A 25,141-nucleotide genomic window follows, 5' to 3' on the forward strand; every position below is an offset into this window, starting at 1 on the left:
GAGCGGCTTTTTTATATCTACAACTTATTAACCAAGTTTTTTAGTAACATAGTCAATTGCAGATTGAACAGTTGTGATTTCGTTTGAATCTTCATCAGGAATAGTGATGTCGAAGTCATTTTCGAAAGACATAACAAGTTCAACGAGATCTAAAGAATCCGCACCCAAATCATCTGTGAAAGATGCTTCGTTTTTGATTTCTTCAGCACGTAAACCTAATTGTTCAGCGACTGCTTGCTTTACACGTTGTTCGATATCGCTCACAGGAATTCTCCTCATTTCATTGCGTATGGCGTTTTTTAATGCCGTTAGTTTAATTGAATATAAAAAATTTTAAAAGTTTAATAGCTTAGGATTAAGCCATGTATAACCCACCATTTACATGTAACACAGTACCTGTAATGTAACTGGATTTTTCACCCGCAAGGAAGCTGACCGCATTTGCGATGTCTTGAGGTTCGCCTAGACGACCAAGTGCAACTTGCTCACTCATTTTCTTACGAATTTCTTCACTCAACTGGTCAGTCATTTCAGTTGCAATAAAGCCTGGCGCAACACAGTTCACCGTAATTTGACGGCTACCCATTTCTTTAGCTAGGCTACGACTGAATGCCTCAATCCCTGCTTTAGCAGCAGAGTAGTTGGCTTGACCAGGGTTTGCAAAATGTGCAACCACTGAACTAATATTGATAATGCGACCAAAACGTGCACGGGTCATTCCCTTCAATACACGTTTAGATAAACGATAAACAGCTTTCAGATGGATGTTTAAAATATCATCCCAGTCATCTTCTGACATACGCAATAATAAGTTATCACGAGTAATGCCAGCATTATTGACCAATACAAGCACTGAACCATATTTTTGTTCAATATCTGAAACCAATTGGTCAATTGCTTCAGCATTGCGCACATCAAGCACAGCACCTGCACCATTTTCGGCAAATTGCTGAGTTAATTTTTCTGCGCCAGCTTCAGAAGTCGCTGTACCTACCACAAAAAAACCATCTTGGATGAGTTGTTGAGCAATCGCAGCACCAATACCACGGCTCGCGCCTGTAACTAATGCGACTTTTCGTTCTTGTGTCATGCAATTTTTCCTTCAGCCACTAAAACAGCATTTAGGGCATCTTCAATGCGACTCTTACTATCAATCGCAAATGTTTTTTCAATGTTTGGTAAACGTTTTGCCAAATTGCTCAATACTGTACCTGGACCACATTCAACAATATAACCAATACCTTGATCTTGTAGATATTGCATGGTCTTCGTCCATTGTACAGACTGGTACAATTGTGCAGTTAAAGCTTGACGTAGCTGAGCAACATCAGTCGCTGCCTGAGCATTTACATTTTGTATTACAGGAATACGTGGTAGCTCAATGGCAGTTTGTTCCAAAGCCTGTGCAAATTGCTCAGCAGCCGGTTTCATCAATGAACAATGCGATGGCACAGACACAGGTAATGCAATTGCCTTGCCATTTTGGGCTTTCGCTTCTGCCATAACTGTTTGTACAAGCGCTGTTGTGCCTGCAATTACGACCTGACCCTGTGAATTATAGTTAGCCGCTTCAACTGACCCCTCAGCATTAGCACTAACTTGTTGGCAAAGTGCAACGACTTGGTCATCAGCCAAACCCAAGATCGCAGCCATGGCACCCTGACCTTGAGGCACTGCTGTTTGCATCAATTTACCGCGTAAATTGACCAATTTCACTGCATCTGCCAAGCTCATCGCTTCAGCCGCAACCAAGGCACTATATTCGCCTAGCGAGTGACCTGCCAAATATTTAGGCGCAACACCACCCAAATCCAACCAAGTACGCCATAACGCAACACTTGCAGTTAACAATACAGGTTGAGTATTTTCTGTTTGATCTAACCCTTCGCCTGTTTGGGCAATCTGCCACAAATCAAAACCTAATGCTTCAGAAGCTTCTGCAAAAGTGTTCTGAACACCACTAAACTGCTCTGCAATTTCGGCGAGCATGCCGACTTTTTGTGAGCCTTGACCAGGAAACACAAATGCAGTTTTAGTTGCTTGAACTACTTGATCGAGTCGTTTAGCAGACATATAAGAATCCTTTTTTGTCTTCTCTTGAAGTTCGGTAATGCAATTTAACATTAAATTTCACGATTTTTAATTGCCAAATACAACATTTCATTCAATAAAAAAAGGGAGCTTGCGCTCCCCTTTTTGTCACTAAGCCAAGGCTTAATGCAAACCGATTATTCAGCAGATACTTTAGCGAATAATTGGCGACCACGGTATAAACCGTCTTTAGTTACGTGGTGACGACGATGAGTTTCACCAGTAGCTTGGTCTACAGTTAATGCATTCTCGGTTAAAGCGTCATGTGAACGGCGCATGTCACGGCGAGAGCGACTTTTACGGTTTTGCTGAACAGCCATGATGGCTCCTTACAGAAATCGAAAAAATGGATCAGAACAAATTCAGTTGCCTTGACTGGAAAGTATAACATACTTTATCAGTTAAGTTTACCCTTCAAACTTGCTAATACGTCAAACGGGTTGTCCCGTTTTTCTTCAACAACGTCCTGCACGGTCGGTCGGTGCTTATGCTCACAAACTGTATGTTTAGGAGACAATGGCACCAACAATAACAATTCATCTTCAAGTAAAGAAAGTAAATCAACAGTAGCAGGTTGATCAATCGACCCTTTTGTTGACGACTCACTTTCACCCAAAACGATGAAATCAGCATCCTCATCCAAGCGCTCTATCAGTGACTCATCATCGATTAGTGCTAAATGAACGTCTAAAACTAAATCAACCCCAACAGTATCCAAACAACGCTGGCATTCCATTGGAAGTTGGGTCTCAACGTGTGCACTCAACCAAACTATTCGGTGATATGCATCCATTGATAGTTTACAGTCTACTTGAACCCATTGATTTTCAATCGATCCAGTGGATTCACGAGCGATTCGAACAAAGCTTGACAGGGGCAGTTTTCCTGACCATGTATAGCCTTGTTCAGCCCATTTAAACGGCTCAATTTTTGCCGGAAAGGTATTTGCTGACATAATTAAGGCGACAATTCTACAAATTCATCTGAACTCTGTCAAAGTTTAAGATACAATTTTGCACTTTGAAACAGAACTATCGGGTAAATTAAGTTATGCATTTGTTGCAGCCGCAACCTAAAGTTAACACGTCATCACTTGTTCACACCCTGCCTAACTTGGATTTCACTTTGTCTTTAGACCAAGTACAACGCTTGGCATGGTCAACATGTCAGAGTGAGGCATCGCAAGTAGATTGGCTTATATTACACTTTAATCAGTGGTTTTCCCATCACAATGTGATTTTATTCAAGGGCGAGAACGAACCCGAATATTTTCCTGCAACAGACCACGAACCTGCAAAAATCCAGTTTGCGCATGGTTTTTTCAATAGTGCATTACATGAAATCAGCCACTGGACAATTGCGGGAGCAAAACGCCGCCTGCTCGCAGACCTTGGTTATTGGTATGCACCCGATGGGCGTACACAAGAACAGCAAAATTTATTTGAACAAGTTGAAATTAAACCACAAGCGATTGAGTGGTTATTTGCAGTTGCCTTTGGTCGGAAATTTCGTGTGTCTTTAGATAATCTCACTGGTGACGGCGGAGATGGAATTCGTTTTAAAGACAATGTATATGCACAAGTTCAGCATTACTTCTCTGGCGAAGCACGCCTGCCTTGTGATGCAGCACATTTTATTGCGTGTATCTGTTTATGCACGCGCAATGGCAAAAGTTTACATGCAGATGAGTTTTGTCGCGAAATGTTAGATTAAAAATTGTTTGATAATAAACAACATTGCACCCTTTTACGGAACCGTTTCATAATATAGCCATGCACAGCGCTTAGGAGAACAACAATGTTGCATTTACGAATTCATCCTGAAAATCCACAACCCCGACTCATTCAACAGGCGGTTGAGCGTATTCGTGCTGGGGATGTTGTTGTTTATCCCACTGATGCTGCATATGCAATCGGTTGCCAAATCGGAAATAAAAGCGCGATGGAGCGGATTGCTCAAATTCGGAATCTGGGTGACAAACACCAATACGCGATTATCTGTAGCGATTTGTCTGACATTGCGACCTTTGCTAAAGTCGATAATGCCACCTATCGTTTACTTAAAGCGAATACTCCAGCAGTGACCACTTATATTTTACAGTCAACCAGCGAAGTTCCACGCCGATTGATGCACCCAAAGAAAAAAACCATTGGTTTACGTGTGCCAAGCAATCCGATCTGCCAGATGTTACTTAAAGAGCTTGGTGAACCTTTATTGACCAGTACACTCATTCTTCCTGGTCAAAGTGACCCGCTCGATGATCCTTATGACATTGAAATGCAACTCGGTAAACGCATTGATGTGTTTATTGATGGTGGTTTGGGTACACTGACCACAACCAGTGTTGTCGATTTATCAGGTGATTCGCCTGTTGTGATTCGTCATGGTGTCGGTGATGTCAGCATGTTTGAATAGCGACAATTTTAACCTTTTATGATTTTTATCGGAAATATTGTGTATTTTCGTTTCATTCGAGGTGCGAATGTCATAAAATGGTAAACTTTATGGGGTGTTGAAAATTATTTTATTTTCTTCCCCGTCATTTTACGCTGTAGACTCCTCATGCCTTTGAAAATTCGCGTGGCCTAATATTGCAATGAATCAAGTGCTTCACTCCACGATGGAATCTGCTCCACACATTCGTGTTCTGGATGAATGGCAAGAAACCATTCCTGAAGATTTATATATCCCTCCTGCCGCCTTTGAAATTTTACTCGAGCACTTCGAGGGACCACTCGACTTTTTAATTTACCTGATTCAAAAAAATGGTTTTGACTTGCTCCAGCTCGATATTGCACCGATTGCCAACCAATATTTACAATATATGGATGCAATGAAGTCACTCAATATCGAGTTAACCGCAGACTATATGGTCATGGCAGCATTATTGGCAGATCTAAAATCGCGTCTGTTATTGCCAAAACCCAAAAATATCGAATTAGAAAAAGACCCAAAACAGCAACTAATTGACCGTTTAGAAACTTATTTACGTATTAAAAAGGCAGCCGAACGTCTTGGGCAATTTCCTATTCTTGAACGCGATACCTTTAATATCAATGTCAGTTTAGGGCAAAGCACTGCTGTTTATGAAGGTTACAGTGTCGATTTACTCAAAGATGCACTGTTTTGTGTCTTTAACCGCCCTGAACCCGTTGTTCATCAAGTTCAACAAGAGCCCGTTTTACTTGAAGAACGGATTGCTTATATTGAACTGATGCTTGAATCTGGGAAAGTTTTAAACTTTTCTGCCTTACTCAAACCAAGTCAAGGTAAAATGGGTATGGTCGTGACCTTCATGGCAATTTTAGAGCTTACCCGCCAGCAAAAAGTTCAGATTGTTGCCACAGGTATTGAAGCACCGCTTGCAATTCAGGGAGTCGCTGCATGAGTGTGAATAGCATGACCATGTCGATTGATGAATTGCATCATGAAGTTTTAATGCAATTAGAAGCTATTATTTTTGCCAGCGATGCCCCTGTGTCGATTGCTCGTTTAAAAGAAGCTTTTCAAAATCAATATACCAAACAACAATTACATCAATATTTGCAGCAACTGGCTGTGTTACAGCATGGCCGCTCTATTGAGCTGATTGAAACCGCACAGGGCTTCCGTTTTCAAGTCCGCGCCAAATATCGACAGGTGATTACCCAGACTTGGCCAGAACGACCAACGCGGTTATCACCTTCTCTACTCGAAACTCTGGCTGTGGTCGCTTATCATCAGCCAGTAACCCGTGCAGATATTGAACAAATTCGTGGAGTGAGCAACAACAGTCAAATTTTGCGTACATTATTTGACTTTAACTGGATTAAAGAATCAGGTTTTCGCGAACTCCCTGGACGACCGGCGCTGTTGATTACAACGCCCCAATTTTTGAATGCTTTTGGTTTAGCTTCGCTAAGCCAATTGCCTCCCCTGCAGGATGCCAAGGAAGCTTTCATGACACTTGATGCCCAAGCAGCAAAGTCGTGAATAGGTGGACTGTTGATTGATTAATTCTAAGGTTATGCTGTCATGAGTGAAAAACTACAGAAGGTTTTAGCGCGTATTGGTTTGGGTTCTCGCCGTTATATGGAAGAAGTCATTGCCGCTGGTCGTGTAAGCGTGAATGGTAAAATTGCCCAAGTGGGTGAACGCATCGAACCAACCGATGAACTGCGTATTGATGGTCGTAAAGTTCAATTCCAAATTGAAGATGAAATTCGCCGCCGCGTGTTGATTTATTACAAACCAGAAGGCGAAATCTGCTCACGTAACGACCCAGAAAATCGCCCGACCGTGTTCGAAAATTTGCCACAAATTAGCAACGACCGTTGGGTTATGGTCGGTCGTTTGGACATTAACAGTACAGGTCTGCTGTTGTTCACAAACGATGGTGAACTCGCGAACCGTTTAATGCACCCTTCAAATGAAATTGAACGTGAATATGCGGTGCGTGTCATGGGTGAAGTCACCAAAGAAATGCGCAACAATTTGCTTAAAGGTGTCACCCTTGATGATGGCCCTGCAAAATTTGAATCATTTTCTGACTTGGGTGGTGAAGGGATTAACCGCTGGTATCAAGTTGTAGTGAAAGAAGGACGTAACCGTGAAGTACGTCGTCTATTTGAATCTCAAGGCTTAAAAGTGAGCCGTTTGTTGCGTACCCGCTATGGCTCAGTCATGTTACCGCGTGAATTACGCACAGGACGTTGGATGGAACTCGATAAGCAAGATATTGACAATTTGGTCAAACAGGTTGAATTGAAACCACGCCAAGGTACAGGTTTATATGGTATGGCAAAACGTCGTGCCGAGCGTATGACTGAAAAACCAATGGCAGCACGTCGTGGTGGTTTCCTCCGCCAACAGCGCCGTGATAGCGATGCCCCACAGCAACCACAACAGCAAGCGAATCCTTCTAGCAGTAATGGTGGACAACGTAAGCCAGCTGGTCAAGGCAAAAACTTCAAAAAATAATGTGATTACTCACCTTTATGCCTTGATTTGAGGCATAAAGGTTCTTCCCCCACATCACATATTTTTAGAATAAAATTAAAATTTCATCACTTATTTATGGTTTCTCGTTCACGAGAGTTAAATCCCCCAAACTCTGGTTCGGTTATATTCTAGTATCCTATCCAATATCCTGATATCGATATAATCTTAAACAAGTGGCCTTACAGCAAAATTTGACCGAAGTGCAGCATGATTTAAAAATGGCACAACAACAGATCGAAGCACTCAAACAAATGAACCACTAAAATTAAAAACAGCCACAAAAAAAGATGAGCCATATGACTCATCTTTTTGACTTGCAATCACGCTACTAGAACAGGTACATCAATCCACACGGTATCAGGAAAATGTTCTGCCAAATAGGCTTTGAGCAACTGCCGCGTATCTTTGGCAATGATCTCATCTTGTGAGTCATCATTGAGATTATAAGCCAATGCATACAATGGAATCTGACGCGCTTTTAAGGCTTCAAGACTCAGTAATGTATGATTGATGCTGCCCAAACGTCCTGAAGACACCAATACGACAGGATAACCTTGCTGTTTCACAAAATCGATGGTCAGCAAACGGCGAGTTAAAGGCACCATTAAACCACCTGCACCTTCCAGTAACACGACGTCATAGCGCTGTGCCAAAGTTTCAGTCGCGGCATTGATTTTGGCAAAATCAATTTCACGTCCATCCAGTTCACTGGCCAAATGCGGCGATGCAGGATAAGTAAAAATTTCAGGCATGGTCAGCTTTTCATGATCTTCTGGCAACCAGCCTGTCGCCATGATTTCACGGTGCTTTTCCAGATCTTCAGACACATCAACATTGCCCGTCTGAATCAATTTCTGGGTAATGACTTTTTGCTGTTGCTCTGCCAAGGTTTTCGCCAAAAATCCCGTGGCGAAGGTCTTCCCAATTCCTGTATCAATACCGCTGATAAAATAAATTTGGGCGCTCATGTCAACCTCCGAGCAATGATATAAATAGGATGATAAGTCAGTGGATACTGCTGTTGTGACTGTATTGATTTGAGCTGTGCATAATCTGCATAGAACTGCTGCAAACGCTGCTTTGTCCATGCAAAGTCACGATTGGTTGCGGTGACGCCTGTAGCTTTCAGATGTTTCAGCACATCACGTGGCTGCGCAAACTCAAGTTCAATCAGTTCCTGTTCAGCATGCATCACTTCAAAACCTTGCTGTTCAAGCAAAGTTTGTAACTGTTCTAATGAATAGTAATCTAAGCCCTGACCAATCAATTGCTTGATTTGCCATAGGTTCTTTGAACCAAAAGTTGAAAAACACAACCAGCCTTGCGGGTTTAAAGCAGCATGAATTTTCGCAAAAACAGCCGATAAATCCTGCATCCATTGCAATGCAGAACTCGACACCACCGCCGCAAGTGCATTTGGAAAGGTAAGTTTTTCAGCATCACCGATACAGAACTCAACCTGCTGTTCAGGGAAAAATTCTATTACCTCAGCATACAGGTCATTGACGACATAATGCTGTACAGCAAACTGTTGCTGTAACAAGCGAGTCAGTGTCCCTGAGCCACAACCGATTTCGAAAATTCGCGGCAACTGCTCAGGGCAAAACTGTTGCATTAACTGCGCCAGATGTTCACAGATCTGCTGCTGTGCCACAGCTTGTAGCGTATAGGTTTCACGGGCTTTGGCAAAACGCTGCTGGATCACGCTTTTATCGAGTGAAGTCATCTGATTCACAACCATTGTACCAAGGCTTCAAGCGCGTCCTGCTGGGTTTGTGCCGTTAGCGACACCCGTAACCGCGCAGCATTTTTCGGAACTGTTGGCGGGCGTACAGGCATGACATAAAAACCATGCTGCTGTAACTCTTTAGCTTTCGCAACGGCTTGATCACTCGCACCAATCACAATCGGCACAATATGCGTGGTCGATGGGCTGTCATAACCACGTGCCAAGACTTGCTGCTGTAAATAATGACTGGTCTGTGCCAAATGTTGACGCTCAGCAGTTAAACCTTGCATGTGTTCAAAAATAAATTTCGTCCATGCAATATTCACAGGCGGCAAAGCGGTACTAAAAATCAGCGGGCGCATGCTATTAATCAAATAGGCTTTAATGATCGGATCACACAGCAAATAGCCACCGACTGAAGCAATGGCTTTACCAAATGTACCGACCAAGAAATCAACCTCTTCGATACAGTGATGCTGCTCTGCACAACCCAAGCCACGTGCACCACGCACGCCAATCGCATGGGCTTCATCGACATACAGCATGACTTTGGCAAATTGGCGTTTAATCGCCACCAATGCCGTTAGATCGGTTTCATCCCCATCCATACTGAAAATACTTTCAGTCACCACAATAATCCGCTCAATCTCGGCATCATCGTGATATTTTTCAAGCAGGCTGTGTAAATGTTGCAAATCATTATGACGATAACGTACATATTTGGCAGCACTCAAACGAATGCCATCAATCATACTAGCATGTACCAGTTTGTCTGCCAAAATCAGGGTTTTACTGTCTGCAACCGCAGGTAAAATCCCGACATTCATATGATAGCCACTATTGAACAGTAGCGCCGCACGCCCAGAAAAAGCCTGAGAAAGACTTTGCTCCAAGTCGGCATATTCGGGAAAGTTTCCTGTCAGCAGACGCGATGACGAGCTGCTTAAATAGCACTCTGCTACTGGATACTGGGCAAAAAACTGCTCGCGTAAATTTACTTCTGCGGCAAGTCCCAAATAGTCATTGGATGACAGGTTCAGCATCTGCTGCCCTGCAATTTCGATGTACTGCCCGTGCTGACGGTTTTCGGTAAATTGGCGATAGTTGCCTTGTTGTTTTAACTGGTCAAGCTGTACTGCATAGTGTTCAAGCAGGGACATTCGCTTCTCCTGAGGTTATTTCTGCGACCACCGCTTTGAGTTCACGTAATAAAAATTCTAATTCTTCGGGGCGAATCACATAAGGCGGCATCAGATACACCAGTTTGCCAAATGGACGCACCCAAATCCCGCGCGCGACAAATTGCTGTTGCAAACTTGCCATATTGACCGCTTCAGTGAGTTCTACCACACCAATTGCGCCAAGCACACGGACATCAGCAACATGTTCCAAGTCCGCAAGTGGTGCCAAGCCTTGTTTTAAATGTTGTTCAATACGCTGAATATTGGCTTGCCAGTCTTGGGAAAGCAACAATCTAGTACTCGCCACTGCCACCGCACATGCCAATGGGTTTGCCATAAAGGTCGGGCCGTGCATAAACACGCCTGCCTCGCCTTTGGAAAGGGTTTCTGCTACATGTCGCGTGGTCAAGGTTGCAGCCAGTGTCATATAACCGCCCGTTAGACCTTTCCCAATACACATAATGTCAGGCTCGACCCCCGCATGTTCCCATGCAAAGAGTTTACCTGTGCGCCCAAAACCTGTGGCGATTTCATCAAAAATCAGCAAGATATTATATTTCTGGCAAAGCAGTTTGGCTTGGCGCAAATATTCAGGATGATAAAAACGCATCCCGCCTGCACCTTGTACAATCGGCTCAATAATCAGTGCCGCAATATTTTGATGCTGCTGCTCCAAGGTTTGCGCCAGTTCAGCAATATCCTGAGCATCCCATTCACCATCAAAACGGCTTTGCGGCGCTGGAACAAAATAACGAATCGGCAAACATGAACCGAAAATCTGATGCATACCCGTAACAGGGTCACAGACCGACATGGCATTCCATGTATCGCCGTGATAGCCCGAACGCGTGGTAATAAAATTGGTTTTTTGCTGCTGCCCTTGCGCTGTCCAGTACTGCACTGCCATTTTCAGTGCAACTTCAACTGACACCGAACCCGAGTCTGCATAGAAGATTTTATCTAGCGATGGCGGCACAATTTCAAGCAGTGCCTTACCCAGCTCAATCGCAGGGTCGTGGGTAAATCCACCAAACATGATATGTGACATGCGTTGTAACTGATCGGTGACTGCCTGATTCAGCACAGGATGATTGTAACCATGAATCGCACACCACCAAGACGACATACCATCGATAAGTTGACGACCATCATCCAGTTCAATGGTCGATGCAAAAGCTTGCTTAACCTTAAATGTGGGTAATGGATTAATCATTGATGTATATGGATGCCATAAGTGTTGTGCATCAAATAAATCTGTCATCCAAAACCACCTTTTTTAACATCAATGGCACTGATGTTAATCCGTTTCTGGCATGGATGCCATTGCCAGATCAGTCAAATTCAGGCAAACGACGCTTCAGTCAGAAATTGACAAATTTGTTCAGCGGCAAGCACTGGATGGGTCACAGGAAAGGCATGACTTAGTTCTGGCAACATCGTGATATGTGCTGCTTTAGCAGAAAAATCAGGGACTTTTTGTAAAATCTGGTAAGGAACAACTGCATCCTGTTCGGTAAAGATAAAACAAGCCGAATTGGCATATTGCAACCATTTATCGACCAAGTTTAAATCCTGCAACAGGATCAAGCCTTGCAATAACAACTCATTTTCTGGGGGATTGGCAGTATTTTGCAAAGTGAGCCAGTGCTGTTTCGCCTGTGCATCACCACGACAAATGTTCAGATAAAAACGCTTGAGAGTCGCTTGAGGATTTTGCTGAAAGGCTTGGAAAAACTGAGTAAATTCAGTTTCAGGCATGGCACAAGACCAGTTTTCTTGTACCACAAAACACGGATTACTCGCCAAGCTAATGAGTATTTTTTGCTGTCCTGTGAGTTGTTGATAGGCATCGACCAGTAACAGTGCCAATTGTCCGCCTAGTGACCAGCCGATGACGACATCCACTTCAGCAACACGGGCAAGCATCTGGTGTTTTTGAGTAGGGTCAAACCAGTCAAAAATATCCGCCAGTTCCACCCGATGCCCAACTTGCTGTAATGCCTGTTGCAATGGCATCAGGGGTGCAGTTCCTACACCCCAACCTGTAATCAGCAAGATTTCCTTTGGCATCGCTCTGTTCTCATCTACAACAATATGCGTAGCAGTATAAGACAAAGCTTTTATGATCGATGTGCAAGATCTACCATTTTTAGCGTGACTAGCACACTAAAGAGGTTGCCTCTGGCTGTGGTACGGCTTGCTGAGCAGGAGCAGCGATCATACTCATTTTTGCTTCAGCCAAGGTCTGCGGACAGTCACGATTAAAATGTGTTCCGCGACTTTCCTGACGTTGTAAGGCACTATGCACCATCAGCATTGCAGTCAAAAGCATTGGATATTGCTGCTCGGTGATGAGCCACCAGTGATTGAGCTGTGCATACAAATACTGCATACCTGCAAAGTCACGCTGAATACCAAAATACTGGGTCATTTTTTGCTGCAATGTTGCAACATCAAAATCATCTTCCAGTTCAAACTGTGCAGAAACAACTGTGAAATCTGGTTGCACCAGTTCCGCTTCAGCTTTCGGGACTTGCCACTCATCTTGCTGAACAATCGCGTGTGCAACATCACGCCCCATCACCATACATTCAAGCAATGAGTTACTGGCTAAACGGTTCGCGCCATGTAAACCTGTACATGCCACTTCGCCGATCGCAAACAGGTTTTCAATATCGGTATGCCCAATCGCATCGGTTAACACACCACCACAAGCATAATGCGCGGCAGGTGCAACAGGAATTGGCTGCTGACTAATATCTAAACCTTGCTCAAGACAATGCTGATAGATCGATGGAAAATGCTCGGTAATAAAAGCTTTTTCCAAGTGAGTCATATCCAACAAAACTGGCTGTTGCTGCTGTTTCTGGATTTGATCGGCAATCGCACGTGCCACAATATCACGAGGTGCAAGTTCTAGGCGTTCATCATAGGCAGGCATAAAACGCTCGCCTTGCTGATTACGTAAAATACCACCTTCGCCACGCAACGCTTCAGAAATCAGAAAGGTTTCACTGCCTTTGAGTGCCAATGCAGTTGGATGAAACTGGATAAATTCCAGATTTGCCACACGGCAACCTGCTTGCCATGCCAGTGCCACGCCATCGCCTGTTGACGTTGCTGGATTGGTGGTCAGTTCAAATAATTGCCCAGCACCACCAGTGGCTAAAATCACATATTTGGCAAAAACTTGTACAGATTGCTGCTCTGCATCCTGTAACTCGGCACCATAGCAACGCTGATCTTCAACATACAGTTGCTGTAAGCGATGTTCAGTCAAACAGGTTACATTACTTTTTGCAGCCAGTTGCTGTTGCAGCGTTTGCGTGACTGACCAACCTGTATGATCAGCAGCATGCACAATCCGACGCTGCCCATGCCCACCCTCACGGGTTAAATGTAAATTTTGATTGTGCGAAGTAAATGGCACGCCAAACTGGCATAACCAGTCGATTGCAGCGGCAGCATTGGATAAAATGTGGGTGGTATTCTCCACATGACAGAGTCCCGCACCTGCGACTAATGTATCTTGAACATGTTCAGCAACGGTGTCTTGCGGATCGAGTACCGCAGCGATACCACCTTGTGCCATATTGCTGGAACAGGTGTTTAAATCCTGTTTTGCGAGTAAGGCAATTTTGAACTGTTCAGGCAAGGACAGGGCAACGGTTAAACCCGCTAGACCTGCCCCAACAATTAAAACATCATAATGCTGAATATTTTGCTTCATGTTGCGTTGCCAGCCATTGTTGAAATTGGGCTAAACCCGCACCCAATTGTTGCTGTTGATGGTAGTTTTTGTAGGCTTCAGAGAAATCTAGCATCCGTTGGATTGGTGCTCGTGCTTCTTCAATCAGCGCGGCATCAAGTTGAACTTGCTGACTTTGATTGCGTAAAACTTCTGCACAAGCTGCCAAACCATTCATGGCCATCCACGGGCAAAATGCACAAGATTTACAAGTTGCACCATTGCCTGCTGTGGGTGCAGCAATAAAGGTTTTATGTGGAGCTTGTTTTTGCATTTCGTGCAAAATACCCTGATCGGTTGCCACAATAAACTCATGCTCTGGGCGCTGTACCGCAGCATTGAGTAATTTACTGGTTGAACCCACCACATCGGCTTGAGCCACAACTTCAGCAGGTGATTCTGGATGCACCAGTACAATCGCTTCAGGATGCTGCTGTTTTAGATGCGTCAGTTCAATGCCCTTAAACTCGTTATGGACGATACATGAACCTTGCCAGAGCAGCATGTCTGCGCCTGTTTTATTTTGGATATATTGGCCAAGGTGACGGTCAGGCCCCCAAATGATTTTCTTGCCCTGACTGTGCAAATACTCAACAATTTCAATCGCAATAGATGACGTTACCACCCAATCCGCATGTGCTTTGACTTCCGCACTGGTGTTGGCATAGACCACTACTGTACGGTCTGGATGCGCATCACAAAACTGTTTAAATTCATCGGCTGGACAACCCAAATCTAGAGAACAAGTCGCTTCTAAATCAGGCATGAGTACCGTTTTTTGCGGGCTGAGGATTTTGGCAGTTTCTCCCATAAAACGCACGCCCACCACCAATAAAGTATCGGCAGGGTGATTTTTACAGAACTTTGCCATTTCTAGTGAGTCGCCGACCATGCCACCTGTTGCCAAGGCTAAATCTTGCAACTCAGGTTCAACATAGTAATGCGCTACCATCACAGCGTTATGCTGTTTTAAAAGTTCGCGAATTTGTTCTTGGTATTGTTGAATTTCTGTCGCATTTAATGCTGCGGGCACTTTTGCCCATGCTTCATGCAAGGTACAGGCATTGCTTTGCTGCGCCTCAGCTGCAAACTCAATATGTGTCTGCATATAATCCAAGCTTGGCTTTTCATAAGGATAGCTAGCCAAATGTTCCTTCATAACGGCATTCCAACAATCAATATGCGCACAATTATGCTCACAATGAGTATATAAATTCAAACTCTTTTTGCTCAAAAAGAGTATAATCACCCATAAATGATTGTTGTTTATATATTTATTTTTTATATAACAAAACTGCTTAGAGAATATACGTAAGGATTTTGTTTCATCCAATATTTCTCATACAATGAACCCGATAGCAACAAAGATAAGACCAAAGATGCAGTCACATGTCCATTTAGAACTTTCTACGTCCCAGGAAACCGCGACTGAACTGGTTGCCGTTTTAATTGCGGTGACCAACTTTTCCGCACGGGTACTCACTATTCAAGATGGTACACTTTTACCTTTTGGGCCACTGACCCCAATTCACCATTCATTACAAGCAGGTGCACGTGCTTGGGTTCAACAACAAACCGAGCAACCTTTGGGGTATATGGAACAACTGTATACCTTTGTCGACATCAAACGCTCGCAAGACTCTGGGCATCCTGTGGTATACATTAGTTACTTAGGACTGGTAAAAGAAGTCGATGAACAAAACCTAAAACTCGCAGCAAAATGGCATGACTGGTACGAGTACTTCCCATGGGAAGATCGTCGTAGTAAAGATGCGGAACAAGTTTGTCAGAAAATTTTGCCTAAAATTCAAAACTGGGTAGACTCTGCCGCCTCTGTATACCTGCGCCAAGCACGGCAACAACGCATGAATTTATGCTGGGGACTCTCCAATTACGATTGGCTGGAAGAAAACACCTTACTCCGCTACGAGCTCATGTATGAAGTCGGGCTAATTGCCGAATCGCCATACTATGATGGTCGCCTGCCTGAATCGATTACAGGTAAAGCCATGCATAACCATCACCGTCGTGTTTTAGCCACAGCCATGTCACGTTTGCGCTCTAAATTACAATACCGCCCAGTGATTTTTGAGTTAATGCCACCCGAGTTTACTTTGTATCAATTACAACAAAGTATTCAAGCGCTCAGCGGTGTGGAATTACATAAACAGAATTTCCGTCGCCTGATACACAACCAAAACTTAGTTGAACCTACAGGCAAAGAAGCTATTCCAGAGCGTGGTCGCCCTGCACAACTTTACCGTTTTAAAGAAAATGTCTTACAAGAAAGTTTACTTTCAGGCTATAAACTTCCCATTATGAACAACTAAGCTTCTAATTTTGATCACTAGTTAAATAGCAAACCAAGAAAATTTGCTATTTAACTCAAAATTAGCATAAATCCCAAACTTCAAAAAATCCAACCCAATCAAAAATAGATAAAGCATTGAAATAAATTAAAAATTCTCAAAACACTACACTTTAAATTTTATCAATTATTCAAAAAAAATTAATATTTTTTACAAAAATCAAAATTATGCCGTTTTTTAAGCCAAAAAATTAATATTTGCGTGTTAGATAGTGAACAATATATACTCCGTTTGAGCATATATTGGAGAGATTCGTCATGCGTTATGCATTGCCAGATGTGTTAATTCAACCACTGGTTCAATCCGCATTAAGGGAAGACTTGGGACGACGCGGAGATATTACTTCCGAAGCAACAATCGACTCACAGCAAAGTACTGAATTACATATTATTGCCCGTGAATCTGGAATTGTTTGTGGTGTTCAACTGGCCCGCCTTGCCTTTGCACTTATGAACCCAGCAATTGAGTTTACAGCACAACTGCAAGATGGAGATGTCTTGAACAAAGGCAGCATCATTGCCAGTATTCGAGGTAATGCACGAGCAATTTTGAGTGCTGAACGTACTGCTTTAAATTTTCTGACCCATTTAAGTGGCATTGCCACCACCACACATGAACTGCAAAGCAGTATTTCACATACGGCTGCAAAAATTACCTGTACCCGTAAAACCATTCCTGGTTTGCGTGATGTTCAAAAATATGCAGTGCGTGTCGGCGGCGGACGCAACCACCGTATGGGACTTGATGATGCGATTTTGATTAAAGACAACCACATTGCGCTGGCAGGTGGTGACATTATTCAAACTATTCAGCGTGCCAAAGCTTATGCAGGACATTTAATTCCTGTTGAGGTTGAAGTGGATACGCTTGAACAGCTCGAACAAGTCTTGCAAGAAGGCGTATCTTTAGTTTTGCTAGATAATATGAGCCTTGAGCAATTACGTACAGCCGTGGCAATGTGTCAAGGCAAAGCGCAAACTGAAGCCTCCGGCGGAATTACCCCAGAAACTGCACCAAGTATTGCGGAAACAGGCGTCGATTTCTTGGCACTTGGCTATGTCACCCATAGCGCACGTTATTTGGATATTGGCTTAGATTACCTTTAACTTAAGTCAAGATAGCTTGTAACAAAAATTAGGCGTTGCAAGCTATCGCATATCCTCTAGAATGGATGACATCATGTCATTTAGAGTGAGATTATGACCGTCTTGCATACACTCTTTGCCAGCTGTACTGTTGCAGGTTTAATAACATTGAGTCCTTTCGTTCTTGCCAAAGAAAGTGACAATTTACTCACCGCAATTCAAAAACAATGGGTCGGACAAAAAGCACCAGCCTTCAAATTACAAGATCAACAAGGTCAGTGGCATCAATTATCTCAGTATCAAGGTCAATGGGTCGTCCTGTATTTTTACCCGAAAGACAACTCACCAGGTTGCACTCAAGAAGCCAACCAATTTAAAGCCCTTTACCCGCAGTTTATTAAAAGCAATGCCGTAGTTTTGGGTGTTAGTCTAGATGATGTTAAATCACATCAAAAATTTTCTGAAAAACTGAATTTGCCTTTTCCTATTTTGGCAGACCATCAACAAACTCTTGCCAAACAGTTCGGCATTATTCGGAATTTAGGTTTTATGCAGATTGCCAAGCGCGAAAGCTTCCTGATCGACCCGAAAGGTACAATTGTTTATCATTATACCAGTGTCGATACGCAAACTCATGCCGCGCAGGTTTTGCAAGACATACAAAAATTTAACCCATAAAAAAAAAGCAGCCATCGAGGCTGCTTTTTTATCGTTGAATCGTTTAAATCTGCGATTGAATATAATTTTGTAGCCCGATCAGTTCGATCAGGCGCATTTGTTTTTCCAGCCAGTAAGTATGGTCTTCTTCGGTATCTGACAACTGCTGACGCAACATGTCACGGCTAATATAATCGCCTTTCTCTTCGCAAAGTTTAATACCTTGAACCAATTTTTCACGCACATGATATTCGAGTGCAAGATCAGCTCTTAGGCAGCTCACCACATCGGTTCCAACATCAACCTCGTCTCGCTGCATATTGGGTGTGCCACCTAAAAATAGCACACGACGAATAATGGCATCCGCATGCGATGCTTCTTCATGCATTTCATGATCAATGCGTTCGTAGATTTTGCTTAAACCCCAATCATCGTACATACGTGAATGGATCAGGTATTGATCACGAGCAGCCAGTTCGCCACCGATCAACATATTTAAATAGTCTATGACTTCTGGATTGCCACGCATGGTGAATTTCTCCTGTGAAGATAAACTTTAGTATGCAAGGTTTATAGTAAAAAAGCAAAAATTAAGATTTATAAGTATATGATTTTTCATAACATTAAAATGAGAAACATACGCATTTATATTTTAACTTGGCTTATTTTCTAATCTAAAAATAAGCCCTTAAGTATTTTTAAGGGCTTATTTGCACAGCAGCTGAAGTTACAAATTTCAACATTCTGTCATCAAAAACCAATCTGCTTTTTATTCAGGAATGATCTGCTGGCCATATTCAGCCATTAAGGTTAGAAATTCAGATTCGCTCATGACCTGTATGCCAAGTTTTTCAGCTTTTTCCAGTTTGGAGCCCGCTTTTTCACCTGCAACTACACATTTTGTTTTACTTGACACACTACCACTCACACGCGCACCGAGTGCCTGTAGCATTTGAGTGGCTTGATCACGCGTAAATTGCTGCAATGTTCCTGTCAGCACCCAGCTTTCACCATTTAAGGGTTGGCGTGTCGGCGCAGTAGGTGCATCCCATGTCAAACCAGCATCCAGCAGGCGCTCCACTACTTCAATATTATGCTGTGCCTGAAAGAAATCCACGATCCATTCTGCAGTAATATCACCAACATCTGGGGTTTTCTTTAGCGTTTCAATATCGGCTTGACGCAAAGCATCAAAAGTCTGAAAGGTATTGGCAAGCATCCGTGCAGTTGTTTCCCCCACACCACGAATTCCTAGTGCATAAATAAAACGCGCCAGTGTGGTTTTCTTGCTGGCATCAATCGCATCAAACAGATTTTGGACTGATTTCTCACCCATTTTTTCAATGCCAAGCATCGTCTCGCGGTGTTGATGCAACTGGTAAATATCAGACACGTCATTGAGCAAATTCAGATGAAGTAAAGACTCAACCCAACGATCACCCAAGCCTTCAATATCCAGTGCCTTACGCGAAACAAAGTGACGAATGGCTTCAATACGCTGTGCCGCACAGTACAAACCACCTGAACAACGCGCCAAAGCCTCACCTTCTGGCATGACTACAGGCGAATCACAGACTGGACACTGGCTTGGCAGCGCAATTTCTACCGCGTCATTTGGGCGAAATTCAGGCCAGACTTTTTCAACTTTTGGAATAACGTCCCCTGTACGATAGACACTCACGGTATCGCCTACACGAACATCCAAGCGGTGAATTTCGCCGATATTATGCAAAGTCACATTCGAGACCGTCACTCCACCAACAAACACAGGATTTAAGCGTGCCACAGGCGTTAATGTCCCTGTACGCCCAACTTGCCAGTCGATTTGATCAACTGTCGTTAGTGCAGCAACCGCAGGAAATTTATAGGCAGTTGCCCAGCGTGGTTCACGACTTAAAAAACCTAATTGCTGTTGCTGTTTCAGGCTGTCGACTTTAATGACCATACCATCAATTTCGACAGATAAATCGGGGCGTTCCTGCTGAATCTGCTGATATTTTTCTTGAACTTCCTGAATCGACTGACATAAAAATTGACGTTCAGCGATTTCAAAGCCTATTTTGGTCAGCCATGCCAAACTTTCATGCATCGATGCCAAGCCATGCTGTGGCTCGCACTGCGCAATTCCATAGGCATAAAATGCCAAAGGACGAGATGAAGCAATTTCGGGGTCAAGCTGACGCAAGCTGCCTGCCGCAGCATTACGTGGATTGGCAAAAGTTTTTTCACCATGTGCTTGCTGATCAGCATTAAGTTTTTCAAAACCCGATTTTGGCATTAATACTTCGCCACGGACTTCGAGCAACTCTGGAATTTCAATGTCTGTGCTGTATAAAAATTTAGGTAGATTACGAATGGTTTTGACATTTTGGGTAATATCCTCACCTGTTTCGCCATCACCACGAGTTACACCACGGACTAAAATCCCATGTTCATACCACAAAGAAATCGCAAGACCATCCAGTTTTAGCTCCACATCATACAAAACGTCTTGATTTGGCAAACGTTCTTCAACACGACGTGCAAAAGCGAATAAATCTTCTTGGTTAAATACATTGCCAAGCGACAACATGGGGACAGCATGAGTCACACTTTCAAATTTGCTCAGTGCCTGCCCACCTACTTTCTGGGTTGGAGTATCTTGCTGAGTCAGTTCAGGATATTGCTGTTCTAATGCCTTGAGTTGATGGAAGAGTTGATCGTATTCACTGTCTGAAATGCTGGGTTGATCCATCACATAATAAGCATGATTATGTTTTGCCAGAATTTGAATCAGTTGTCGCATCTGCGCAATGACTGCGGTTGTATCCACCATAAAAAATTCACCATATAAAAGGGCGGACATAGTCCACCCTGAATCTAAAATCAGCGCTTTTTAGTTGCTCTGTGTCGCTTGCGGTTTGTAATCAATGATTTGATGACGCCAGTGTTCTTTGAGTTGCTGAGTCAGTTCACAACTGTTTTCATCAAATACTTTCCCATCGATATCACGAGCAATCAGATTAGCGATACTGACCATCATATCAAAACCGGCTTGTGAGTGTGGGTTTGGCAACGTCAAGAAAAAGGCAAAGCCCTGTACTTGCTCAGCAGATAAAGTTTCCAAGTCAAAACCAGCTGGGCCTTCATCAGTAACACGCAATACGGAGAACATCAGTGGACTTTCTTCTTCGGTATTTTCATAGCGATGGAAGCAAGATAACTCACCAAAACGCAGACCGTATTTGAGTAAAACTTTCAAAGCACGATCACCCGACAATACACGGCGTGGGTTCGGATAAACATTTAAGGCAAAAATATATTCGGCATTGGACAAGGCGCTTTCATCATCATAGCGCTGCTGTTCATGCAAATGCATGTCCAAAATCGAGCTTTCTTCTTCAAACTCTGCAATCGCAACGGTTTCAATGTCTGGATTAAGGCTAAGTGTGGCGGCAGGCTCAGCTTTTTTCTCATCATTATTGGTAACGGCTGGCTCAGTTTGTTCTACAGTTTCAGATTGCTTTTGTTCTTGCTCTTGTGCAGGCTTCTCAGTTTTTTCCAGAACAAGTTGACTTGGCTCAGGCTCTGCTTTTTTTGCCGATTCAGCCTCATGAGCAGTGCTAGTTTCCTCTGAATCATCGGCATCTAAATGTGGCTCAATACGTTGCTCTAATTCCTGTGCAGCCGAAAGCTGATCACGCACAAAACGAGGAATCACAGGCTGATGAGTTTCAGGGTTAATGTGTAATTCCGATTCGAGCGAAGGCACATATTCTTTCGGCTTTCGTAACAGCAAAAACAACCCCAATAAAATAATCGCAACCGCGATCACAATACCTACGATTGTGGTGATTTCCATACTATGACTCCGCAACTAACCCGTATTCTTTCGCTTCTTCTAAATTCACAGTGACCAATTTTGATGTTCCTGGCTCAGGCATTGTAACACCCAATAAATCCGTCGCCATGGTCATTGCCAGTTTATTATGTGTGATGTAAACAAATTGTACCTGTTCGGACAATTCTTTGACCAAATTACAAAAACGCTGCACGTTAGCATCATCTAATGGTGCATCGACTTCATCCAGCACACAAAACGGTGCGGGATTGAGACGAAAAATAGCAAATACCAATGCCAACGCTGTCAGGGCTTTTTCTCCACCCGACAATAATGCCAGAGAACTGTTACGTTTCCCTGGCGGTCGAGCCATCAGTTTTACACCTGATTGCCAGTCATCTTCCAGACTTAAACTGGCTTCCCCACCATTAAACACTTTTGGAAATAAATCCTGCAACTCATGATTGATCTGTTCAAAGGTTTGCATAAATAACTTACGCGTTTCCTGATCAATACTTTTCATGGCCTGCTGCAACTGATCCACAGTATTTTGCAAATCCTGCATTTGGTGAGTGAGTTCATCATAACGCCCAGCAACTTCTTCATATTCCTGCGATGCTGCCAGATTCACCGCCCCGATTTTATCAAACTGCTGTTGGGCTTTTTGTAGTTGTGCCTGATGCGCCACCAGTTCAATTTCAACGCTTTTCAGTGGTTCAGCATTTAACTGTTCTAACTGCTCGGTATAATGTGTCAGGTCAGATTTTGCAGCTTGCCATGCCAGTCGTTTTTGCTCAAGCAATTCACGTACTTGTTCATCCTGCTGCTGTAGCTGATGACGCTGCTGGGTTAAATGCTGCTGCCTTTCTTGAACTGTATTCAGTTCAAGCTGCCATTCTTTCCACTGTTTTTCCAGCACCGCTGTTTGCTGTTGCTGCTCTTCGAGTTGCGCTTGCAAACTGGGTAATTCAAGCTGTATAGGTTGTAACACACTTTGCGCTTGCTGAAGTTGCTGCACACACTGTGCATATTGGCTTTTGATAAAACTTAAATCTTTTTCAAGCAGTTCAATCTTTTGCTGTCGCTGTTGCAACTGCTGTTTGCTGTCTTGTAACTGACTTTGCACTTGCTGGCGCTGGCGCTGCTGCTGTTCACATTGCTCAGCCAGTTCATCCACCTGCAACTGTAAGGTTTTATAGTTTGGTAATACCTGTTCCAGCTTGATTGCCAGCGCATGCAGATCAATCTCCAGATCGTCCTTTTGCATGGCATCTTCTTCAATTTGCAGGTCTAGCTGCTGTAACTGCGCCTGCAATTGTTGTTGTTGCAAGGCAAAAGCCTGTTGTGCACTATGCAATTTTGCCAACTGAACATCAAGCTGTTGTTGTTGCTGGCGTAGATTTTTGCTGTACTGCTGCTGCTCTTGAATCTGCTGTTGGGTTGCTTTTAACGTCTGTTCTGCCAAAGTACTATGCTGTTGCAGTTGCTGTAATTGCTGCTGAACCTCTGCCAGTTCTTGCTCAATTTCCTGCAAGCGAATGCGATGGCTCAACGCGCCTTGTGCAGCCTGACTTTGTTCATCATAGAGTAGCCCGATCACCCAATCCTGCCCAAGCAAATAACCATCCAGACTCAGCAAGGTCTGCCCTGTCTGTAATTGTTTCTGCAAAGCCAGCGCCTGAGTAAAATCAGCTGCAATAGCAACCTGTTGCCACAGAGAATTTTGCGGATAGGCAATCCAGCTTGCCAGCGTCGGCAAACCTAACAGTTCAGTTTGCTGCATCACTTCAGAAATTTGCAGTTGTCGTGCCTGTTCTGGGTAAAATTGCTCTGCTTCAGGTCGCACATGAGCAGATAACCACTGCGCCAGATATTTTTCCACTAGCCCCGCATGTGCTTTGGCGACATCTTGCAATTGCAAAATTTGCATCAACTGCTGTGCGGTTGACTGCTGTTTCGGTTGCTGCTTAGTCATGAGTTTTTGCAGATTAGTTTGTTCTGCCTGCAAAATCTTGAGTTGTGACTGTTGAGCAGAAAGCTGTTGCTGCTGCTGTTGAAAGGCTTGTTGCTGCTGTTGTTTTTGCTGTTCAAGCCTCTGTAACTGTTGTTCAGTTTGCTGCACTTGTTCGGCGACACTGTGCTGTTGCTCGGTAAAATCTTCCAGTTCAGGTTGTGCAACCTGTGCTTTGACTTGCTGATATTGCTGTGACAGCGTTTCTTTTTGATGCTCTAAACGTAGAAGGTTTTTATTGAGCTGTTCCAGTTGTGACTGCATTTGCGCATGTTTTTGCTGTTGCTGCTCAACTTGGCTTTTGACCTGCTGATATTGTTGCAACGCAGTTTGATACTGTGCAGATAAGTCTGAATTTTGCTGCTGTTGCTGCTGATCATTCTGCTCAGCCTGTTGTACGCTTTCTGCCAATTGCTCACACTGTTCATGTAAGGTATCCAGTTGCATTTCGGTCAGTTGCAACTGCTCTTTCAACTGCGTTTTTTGTTGCTCGAGCTGAGAGATTTGTTGACTATTTTGCTGCTGTAACGCTTGTTTTTGTTCAACATTCAGTTGAATTTCAGACAGTTTTTTCTCGGCGGTTTGCCATGCTTGTTGTAACGGTGTGGATTGCTGAATCAGGCGTTGAAACAAACCACTGGTTTCGGTCAGGTCATGTTCAACGGTGCTAAGTTCTGAACGTACCAGTTTAAACTGCTCACCAGACTCAGTCATTTGCGCAGTATATTCTTGCTGCAAACGCTGGCTTTGCTGACATTGAAACGAGAGAATTTCAATTTTTAAAGTACGGATTTGCTGTTCTAATTGTTTGTACTGAACTGCGGCCTCGGACTGACGTTTCAGGGTTTTCAGCTGCGCTTTCAGTTCGTGGGCAATATCGTCCAGACGCTCTAAGTTTTGCGTGGTATGTTCCAGATGCTGCAAAGTTTCACGGCGACGTGCCTGATAACGGGACACCCCTGCGGCTTCTTCCACAAATACGCGCATTTCTTCAGGTTTGGCATCCACCAAACGGTTAATCATGCCCTGTTCAATAATCGCATAAGAACGTGGCCCTAAGCCTGTTCCCAAGAAAATATCGGTAATATCACGGCGGCGGCAACGCGTACCATTGAGAAAATATTCAGATTTTCCCTCTCGTGTCACCTGACGGCGCACCGCCAGTTCATTGTAGGCATTGTACATGCCACCGAGTTTGCCATAGGTATTTTCAAAGCGTAACTCGACGCTCGCCACCCCGACAGGCTTACGTTTGACGGTTCCCGTAAAAATCACGTCCTGCATGCTACCACCACGCAACTGGCGGGCACTTGATTCGCCCATGACCCAGCGAATCGCGTCAATGACATTGGATTTACCACAACCATTTGGCCCCACAATCGCACTACGGTTTGCTTTAAAATGTAATGTGGTACTGTCGGCAAACGATTTGAAGCCTGAGAGTTTTAAACTGCTTAAACGCATACTGTC

Annotated in this window: 24 protein-coding genes; 8 read left to right on the forward strand and 16 right to left on the reverse strand. The window is 43.7% G+C overall.

Annotated features, from left to right (window positions below):
• Nucleotides 1-27 precede the first annotated feature (27 nt).
• The 5 genes from acpP to E0H77_RS02280 form a co-directional block, all read right to left on the reverse strand.
• Entirely contained in the window at nucleotides 28-264 is a 237-nt protein-coding gene (acpP, locus tag E0H77_RS02260; RefSeq protein WP_004750816.1) for an acyl carrier protein, read from the reverse strand.
• Nucleotides 265-355: 91 nt separating this feature from the next.
• Entirely contained in the window at nucleotides 356-1,090 is a 735-nt protein-coding gene (gene fabG, locus E0H77_RS02265) for a 3-oxoacyl-ACP reductase FabG (RefSeq protein WP_131314923.1), read from the reverse strand.
• Complete coding sequence (gene fabD, locus E0H77_RS02270) at nucleotides 1,087-2,073, reverse strand: ACP S-malonyltransferase (protein WP_131314924.1); 987 nt, start codon at nucleotides 2,071-2,073, stop codon at nucleotides 1,087-1,089. Before fabD ends, fabG begins: the two co-directional genes overlap by 4 nt.
• 155 nt (nucleotides 2,074-2,228) lie before the next feature.
• Entirely contained in the window at nucleotides 2,229-2,411 is a 183-nt protein-coding gene (gene rpmF, locus E0H77_RS02275; protein WP_004750811.1) for a 50S ribosomal protein L32, read from the reverse strand.
• Nucleotides 2,412-2,488: 77 nt separating this feature from the next.
• Nucleotides 2,489-3,046, reverse strand: coding sequence for a YceD family protein (locus tag E0H77_RS02280; protein ID WP_004901751.1), 558 nt, complete (start codon nucleotides 3,044-3,046; stop codon nucleotides 2,489-2,491).
• 95 nt (nucleotides 3,047-3,141) lie between these two features.
• Between E0H77_RS02280 and E0H77_RS02285 the strand changes: the two genes are divergently transcribed.
• From E0H77_RS02285 to rluB, 5 genes are all read left to right on the forward strand, one after another.
• Nucleotides 3,142-3,804 carry an elongation factor P hydroxylase gene (locus tag E0H77_RS02285; RefSeq protein WP_131374679.1) on the forward strand — a complete coding sequence of 221 codons (663 nt, stop codon included), beginning with the start codon at nucleotides 3,142-3,144 and terminating at the stop codon, nucleotides 3,802-3,804.
• Between the two features lie 84 nt (nucleotides 3,805-3,888).
• Nucleotides 3,889-4,506, forward strand: coding sequence for an L-threonylcarbamoyladenylate synthase (locus E0H77_RS02290; protein ID WP_131374680.1), 618 nt, complete (start codon nucleotides 3,889-3,891; stop codon nucleotides 4,504-4,506).
• A 181-nt stretch (nucleotides 4,507-4,687) separates the two neighbouring features.
• Complete coding sequence (locus E0H77_RS02295) at nucleotides 4,688-5,479, forward strand: segregation and condensation protein A (protein WP_131374682.1); 792 nt, start codon at nucleotides 4,688-4,690, stop codon at nucleotides 5,477-5,479.
• Nucleotides 5,476-6,063 (forward strand): SMC-Scp complex subunit ScpB, encoded by a 588-nt coding sequence (gene scpB, locus E0H77_RS02300; RefSeq protein WP_004901766.1) that lies wholly within the window; start codon nucleotides 5,476-5,478, stop codon nucleotides 6,061-6,063. Before E0H77_RS02295 ends, scpB begins: the two co-directional genes overlap by 4 nt.
• 42 nt (nucleotides 6,064-6,105) lie before the next feature.
• Nucleotides 6,106-7,050: a 23S rRNA pseudouridine(2605) synthase RluB gene (gene rluB / locus E0H77_RS02305; protein ID WP_131314929.1), complete on the forward strand. Its 945-nt coding sequence runs from the start codon at nucleotides 6,106-6,108 to the stop codon at nucleotides 7,048-7,050.
• A 341-nt stretch (nucleotides 7,051-7,391) separates the two neighbouring features.
• Here the strand turns inward: rluB and bioD are convergent, their stop codons facing one another.
• The 7 genes from bioD to nadA all read right to left on the reverse strand — a co-directional run bounded on the left by bioD (nucleotide 7,392) and on the right by nadA (nucleotide 14,837).
• Nucleotides 7,392-8,039 carry a dethiobiotin synthase gene (bioD, locus tag E0H77_RS02310; protein ID WP_004901772.1) on the reverse strand — a complete coding sequence of 216 codons (648 nt, stop codon included), beginning with the start codon at nucleotides 8,037-8,039 and terminating at the stop codon, nucleotides 7,392-7,394.
• A complete protein-coding gene (bioC, locus tag E0H77_RS02315) occupies nucleotides 8,036-8,812 on the reverse strand; it encodes a malonyl-ACP O-methyltransferase BioC (RefSeq protein ID WP_131374684.1) in 777 nt (258 codons plus the stop codon). The genes bioD and bioC overlap by 4 nt, the downstream gene beginning before the upstream one ends.
• Nucleotides 8,803-9,960, reverse strand: coding sequence for an 8-amino-7-oxononanoate synthase (locus E0H77_RS02320; protein ID WP_131374686.1), 1,158 nt, complete (start codon nucleotides 9,958-9,960; stop codon nucleotides 8,803-8,805). The genes bioC and E0H77_RS02320 overlap by 10 nt, the downstream gene beginning before the upstream one ends.
• The gene (gene bioA / locus E0H77_RS02325) at nucleotides 9,947-11,242 is read right to left on the reverse strand and encodes an adenosylmethionine--8-amino-7-oxononanoate transaminase (RefSeq protein WP_131374688.1); all 1,296 of its coding nucleotides are present in this window, start codon (nucleotides 11,240-11,242) and stop codon (nucleotides 9,947-9,949) included. Before bioA ends, E0H77_RS02320 begins: the two co-directional genes overlap by 14 nt.
• An 80-nt stretch (nucleotides 11,243-11,322) precedes the next feature.
• Complete coding sequence (locus E0H77_RS02330; RefSeq protein WP_131374690.1) at nucleotides 11,323-12,051, reverse strand: alpha/beta fold hydrolase; 729 nt, start codon at nucleotides 12,049-12,051, stop codon at nucleotides 11,323-11,325.
• Between the two features lie 88 nt (nucleotides 12,052-12,139).
• A complete protein-coding gene (nadB, locus tag E0H77_RS02335; protein WP_131374692.1) occupies nucleotides 12,140-13,711 on the reverse strand; it encodes an L-aspartate oxidase in 1,572 nt (523 codons plus the stop codon).
• Nucleotides 13,686-14,837, reverse strand: a complete 1,152-nt coding sequence (nadA, locus tag E0H77_RS02340) for a quinolinate synthase NadA (RefSeq protein WP_165491483.1) — start codon at nucleotides 14,835-14,837, stop codon at nucleotides 13,686-13,688. The genes nadB and nadA overlap by 26 nt, the downstream gene beginning before the upstream one ends.
• A gap of 271 nt (nucleotides 14,838-15,108) precedes the next feature.
• Here nadA and E0H77_RS02345 point away from each other — a divergent pair, with 271 nt between their 5' ends.
• The 3 genes from E0H77_RS02345 to E0H77_RS02355 all read left to right on the forward strand — a co-directional run bounded on the left by E0H77_RS02345 (nucleotide 15,109) and on the right by E0H77_RS02355 (nucleotide 17,861).
• Entirely contained in the window at nucleotides 15,109-16,059 is a 951-nt protein-coding gene (locus E0H77_RS02345; protein ID WP_131374694.1) for an NUDIX hydrolase, read from the forward strand.
• A 296-nt stretch (nucleotides 16,060-16,355) separates the two neighbouring features.
• Complete coding sequence (gene nadC / locus E0H77_RS02350) at nucleotides 16,356-17,204, forward strand: carboxylating nicotinate-nucleotide diphosphorylase (RefSeq protein WP_131314938.1); 849 nt, start codon at nucleotides 16,356-16,358, stop codon at nucleotides 17,202-17,204.
• A 93-nt stretch (nucleotides 17,205-17,297) separates the two neighbouring features.
• Complete coding sequence (locus E0H77_RS02355; protein ID WP_131374696.1) at nucleotides 17,298-17,861, forward strand: peroxiredoxin; 564 nt, start codon at nucleotides 17,298-17,300, stop codon at nucleotides 17,859-17,861.
• Between the two features lie 43 nt (nucleotides 17,862-17,904).
• On the opposite strand, the gene ftn is transcribed toward E0H77_RS02355, so the two are convergent.
• The 4 genes from ftn to smc form a co-directional block, all read right to left on the reverse strand.
• Nucleotides 17,905-18,369, reverse strand: coding sequence for a heteropolymeric bacterioferritin subunit Ftn (gene ftn, locus E0H77_RS02360; protein ID WP_004901792.1), 465 nt, complete (start codon nucleotides 18,367-18,369; stop codon nucleotides 17,905-17,907).
• A gap of 240 nt (nucleotides 18,370-18,609) precedes the next feature.
• On the reverse strand, nucleotides 18,610-20,655 hold the full coding sequence (gene ligA, locus E0H77_RS02365; protein WP_416240501.1) for an NAD-dependent DNA ligase LigA: 2,046 nt from the start codon (nucleotides 20,653-20,655) through the stop codon (nucleotides 18,610-18,612).
• A gap of 60 nt (nucleotides 20,656-20,715) precedes the next feature.
• Nucleotides 20,716-21,681: a cell division protein ZipA C-terminal FtsZ-binding domain-containing protein gene (locus E0H77_RS02370; protein ID WP_131374698.1), complete on the reverse strand. Its 966-nt coding sequence runs from the start codon at nucleotides 21,679-21,681 to the stop codon at nucleotides 20,716-20,718.
• 1 nt (nucleotide 21,682) lies between these two features.
• A complete protein-coding gene (gene smc, locus E0H77_RS02375) occupies nucleotides 21,683-25,135 on the reverse strand; it encodes a chromosome segregation protein SMC (protein WP_131374700.1) in 3,453 nt (1,150 codons plus the stop codon).
• Between the last annotated feature and the right edge of the window lie 6 nt (nucleotides 25,136-25,141).

The organism is Acinetobacter brisouioides (assembly GCF_004331075.1).
In the GTDB taxonomy this organism is placed as follows: domain Bacteria; phylum Pseudomonadota; class Gammaproteobacteria; order Pseudomonadales; family Moraxellaceae; genus Acinetobacter.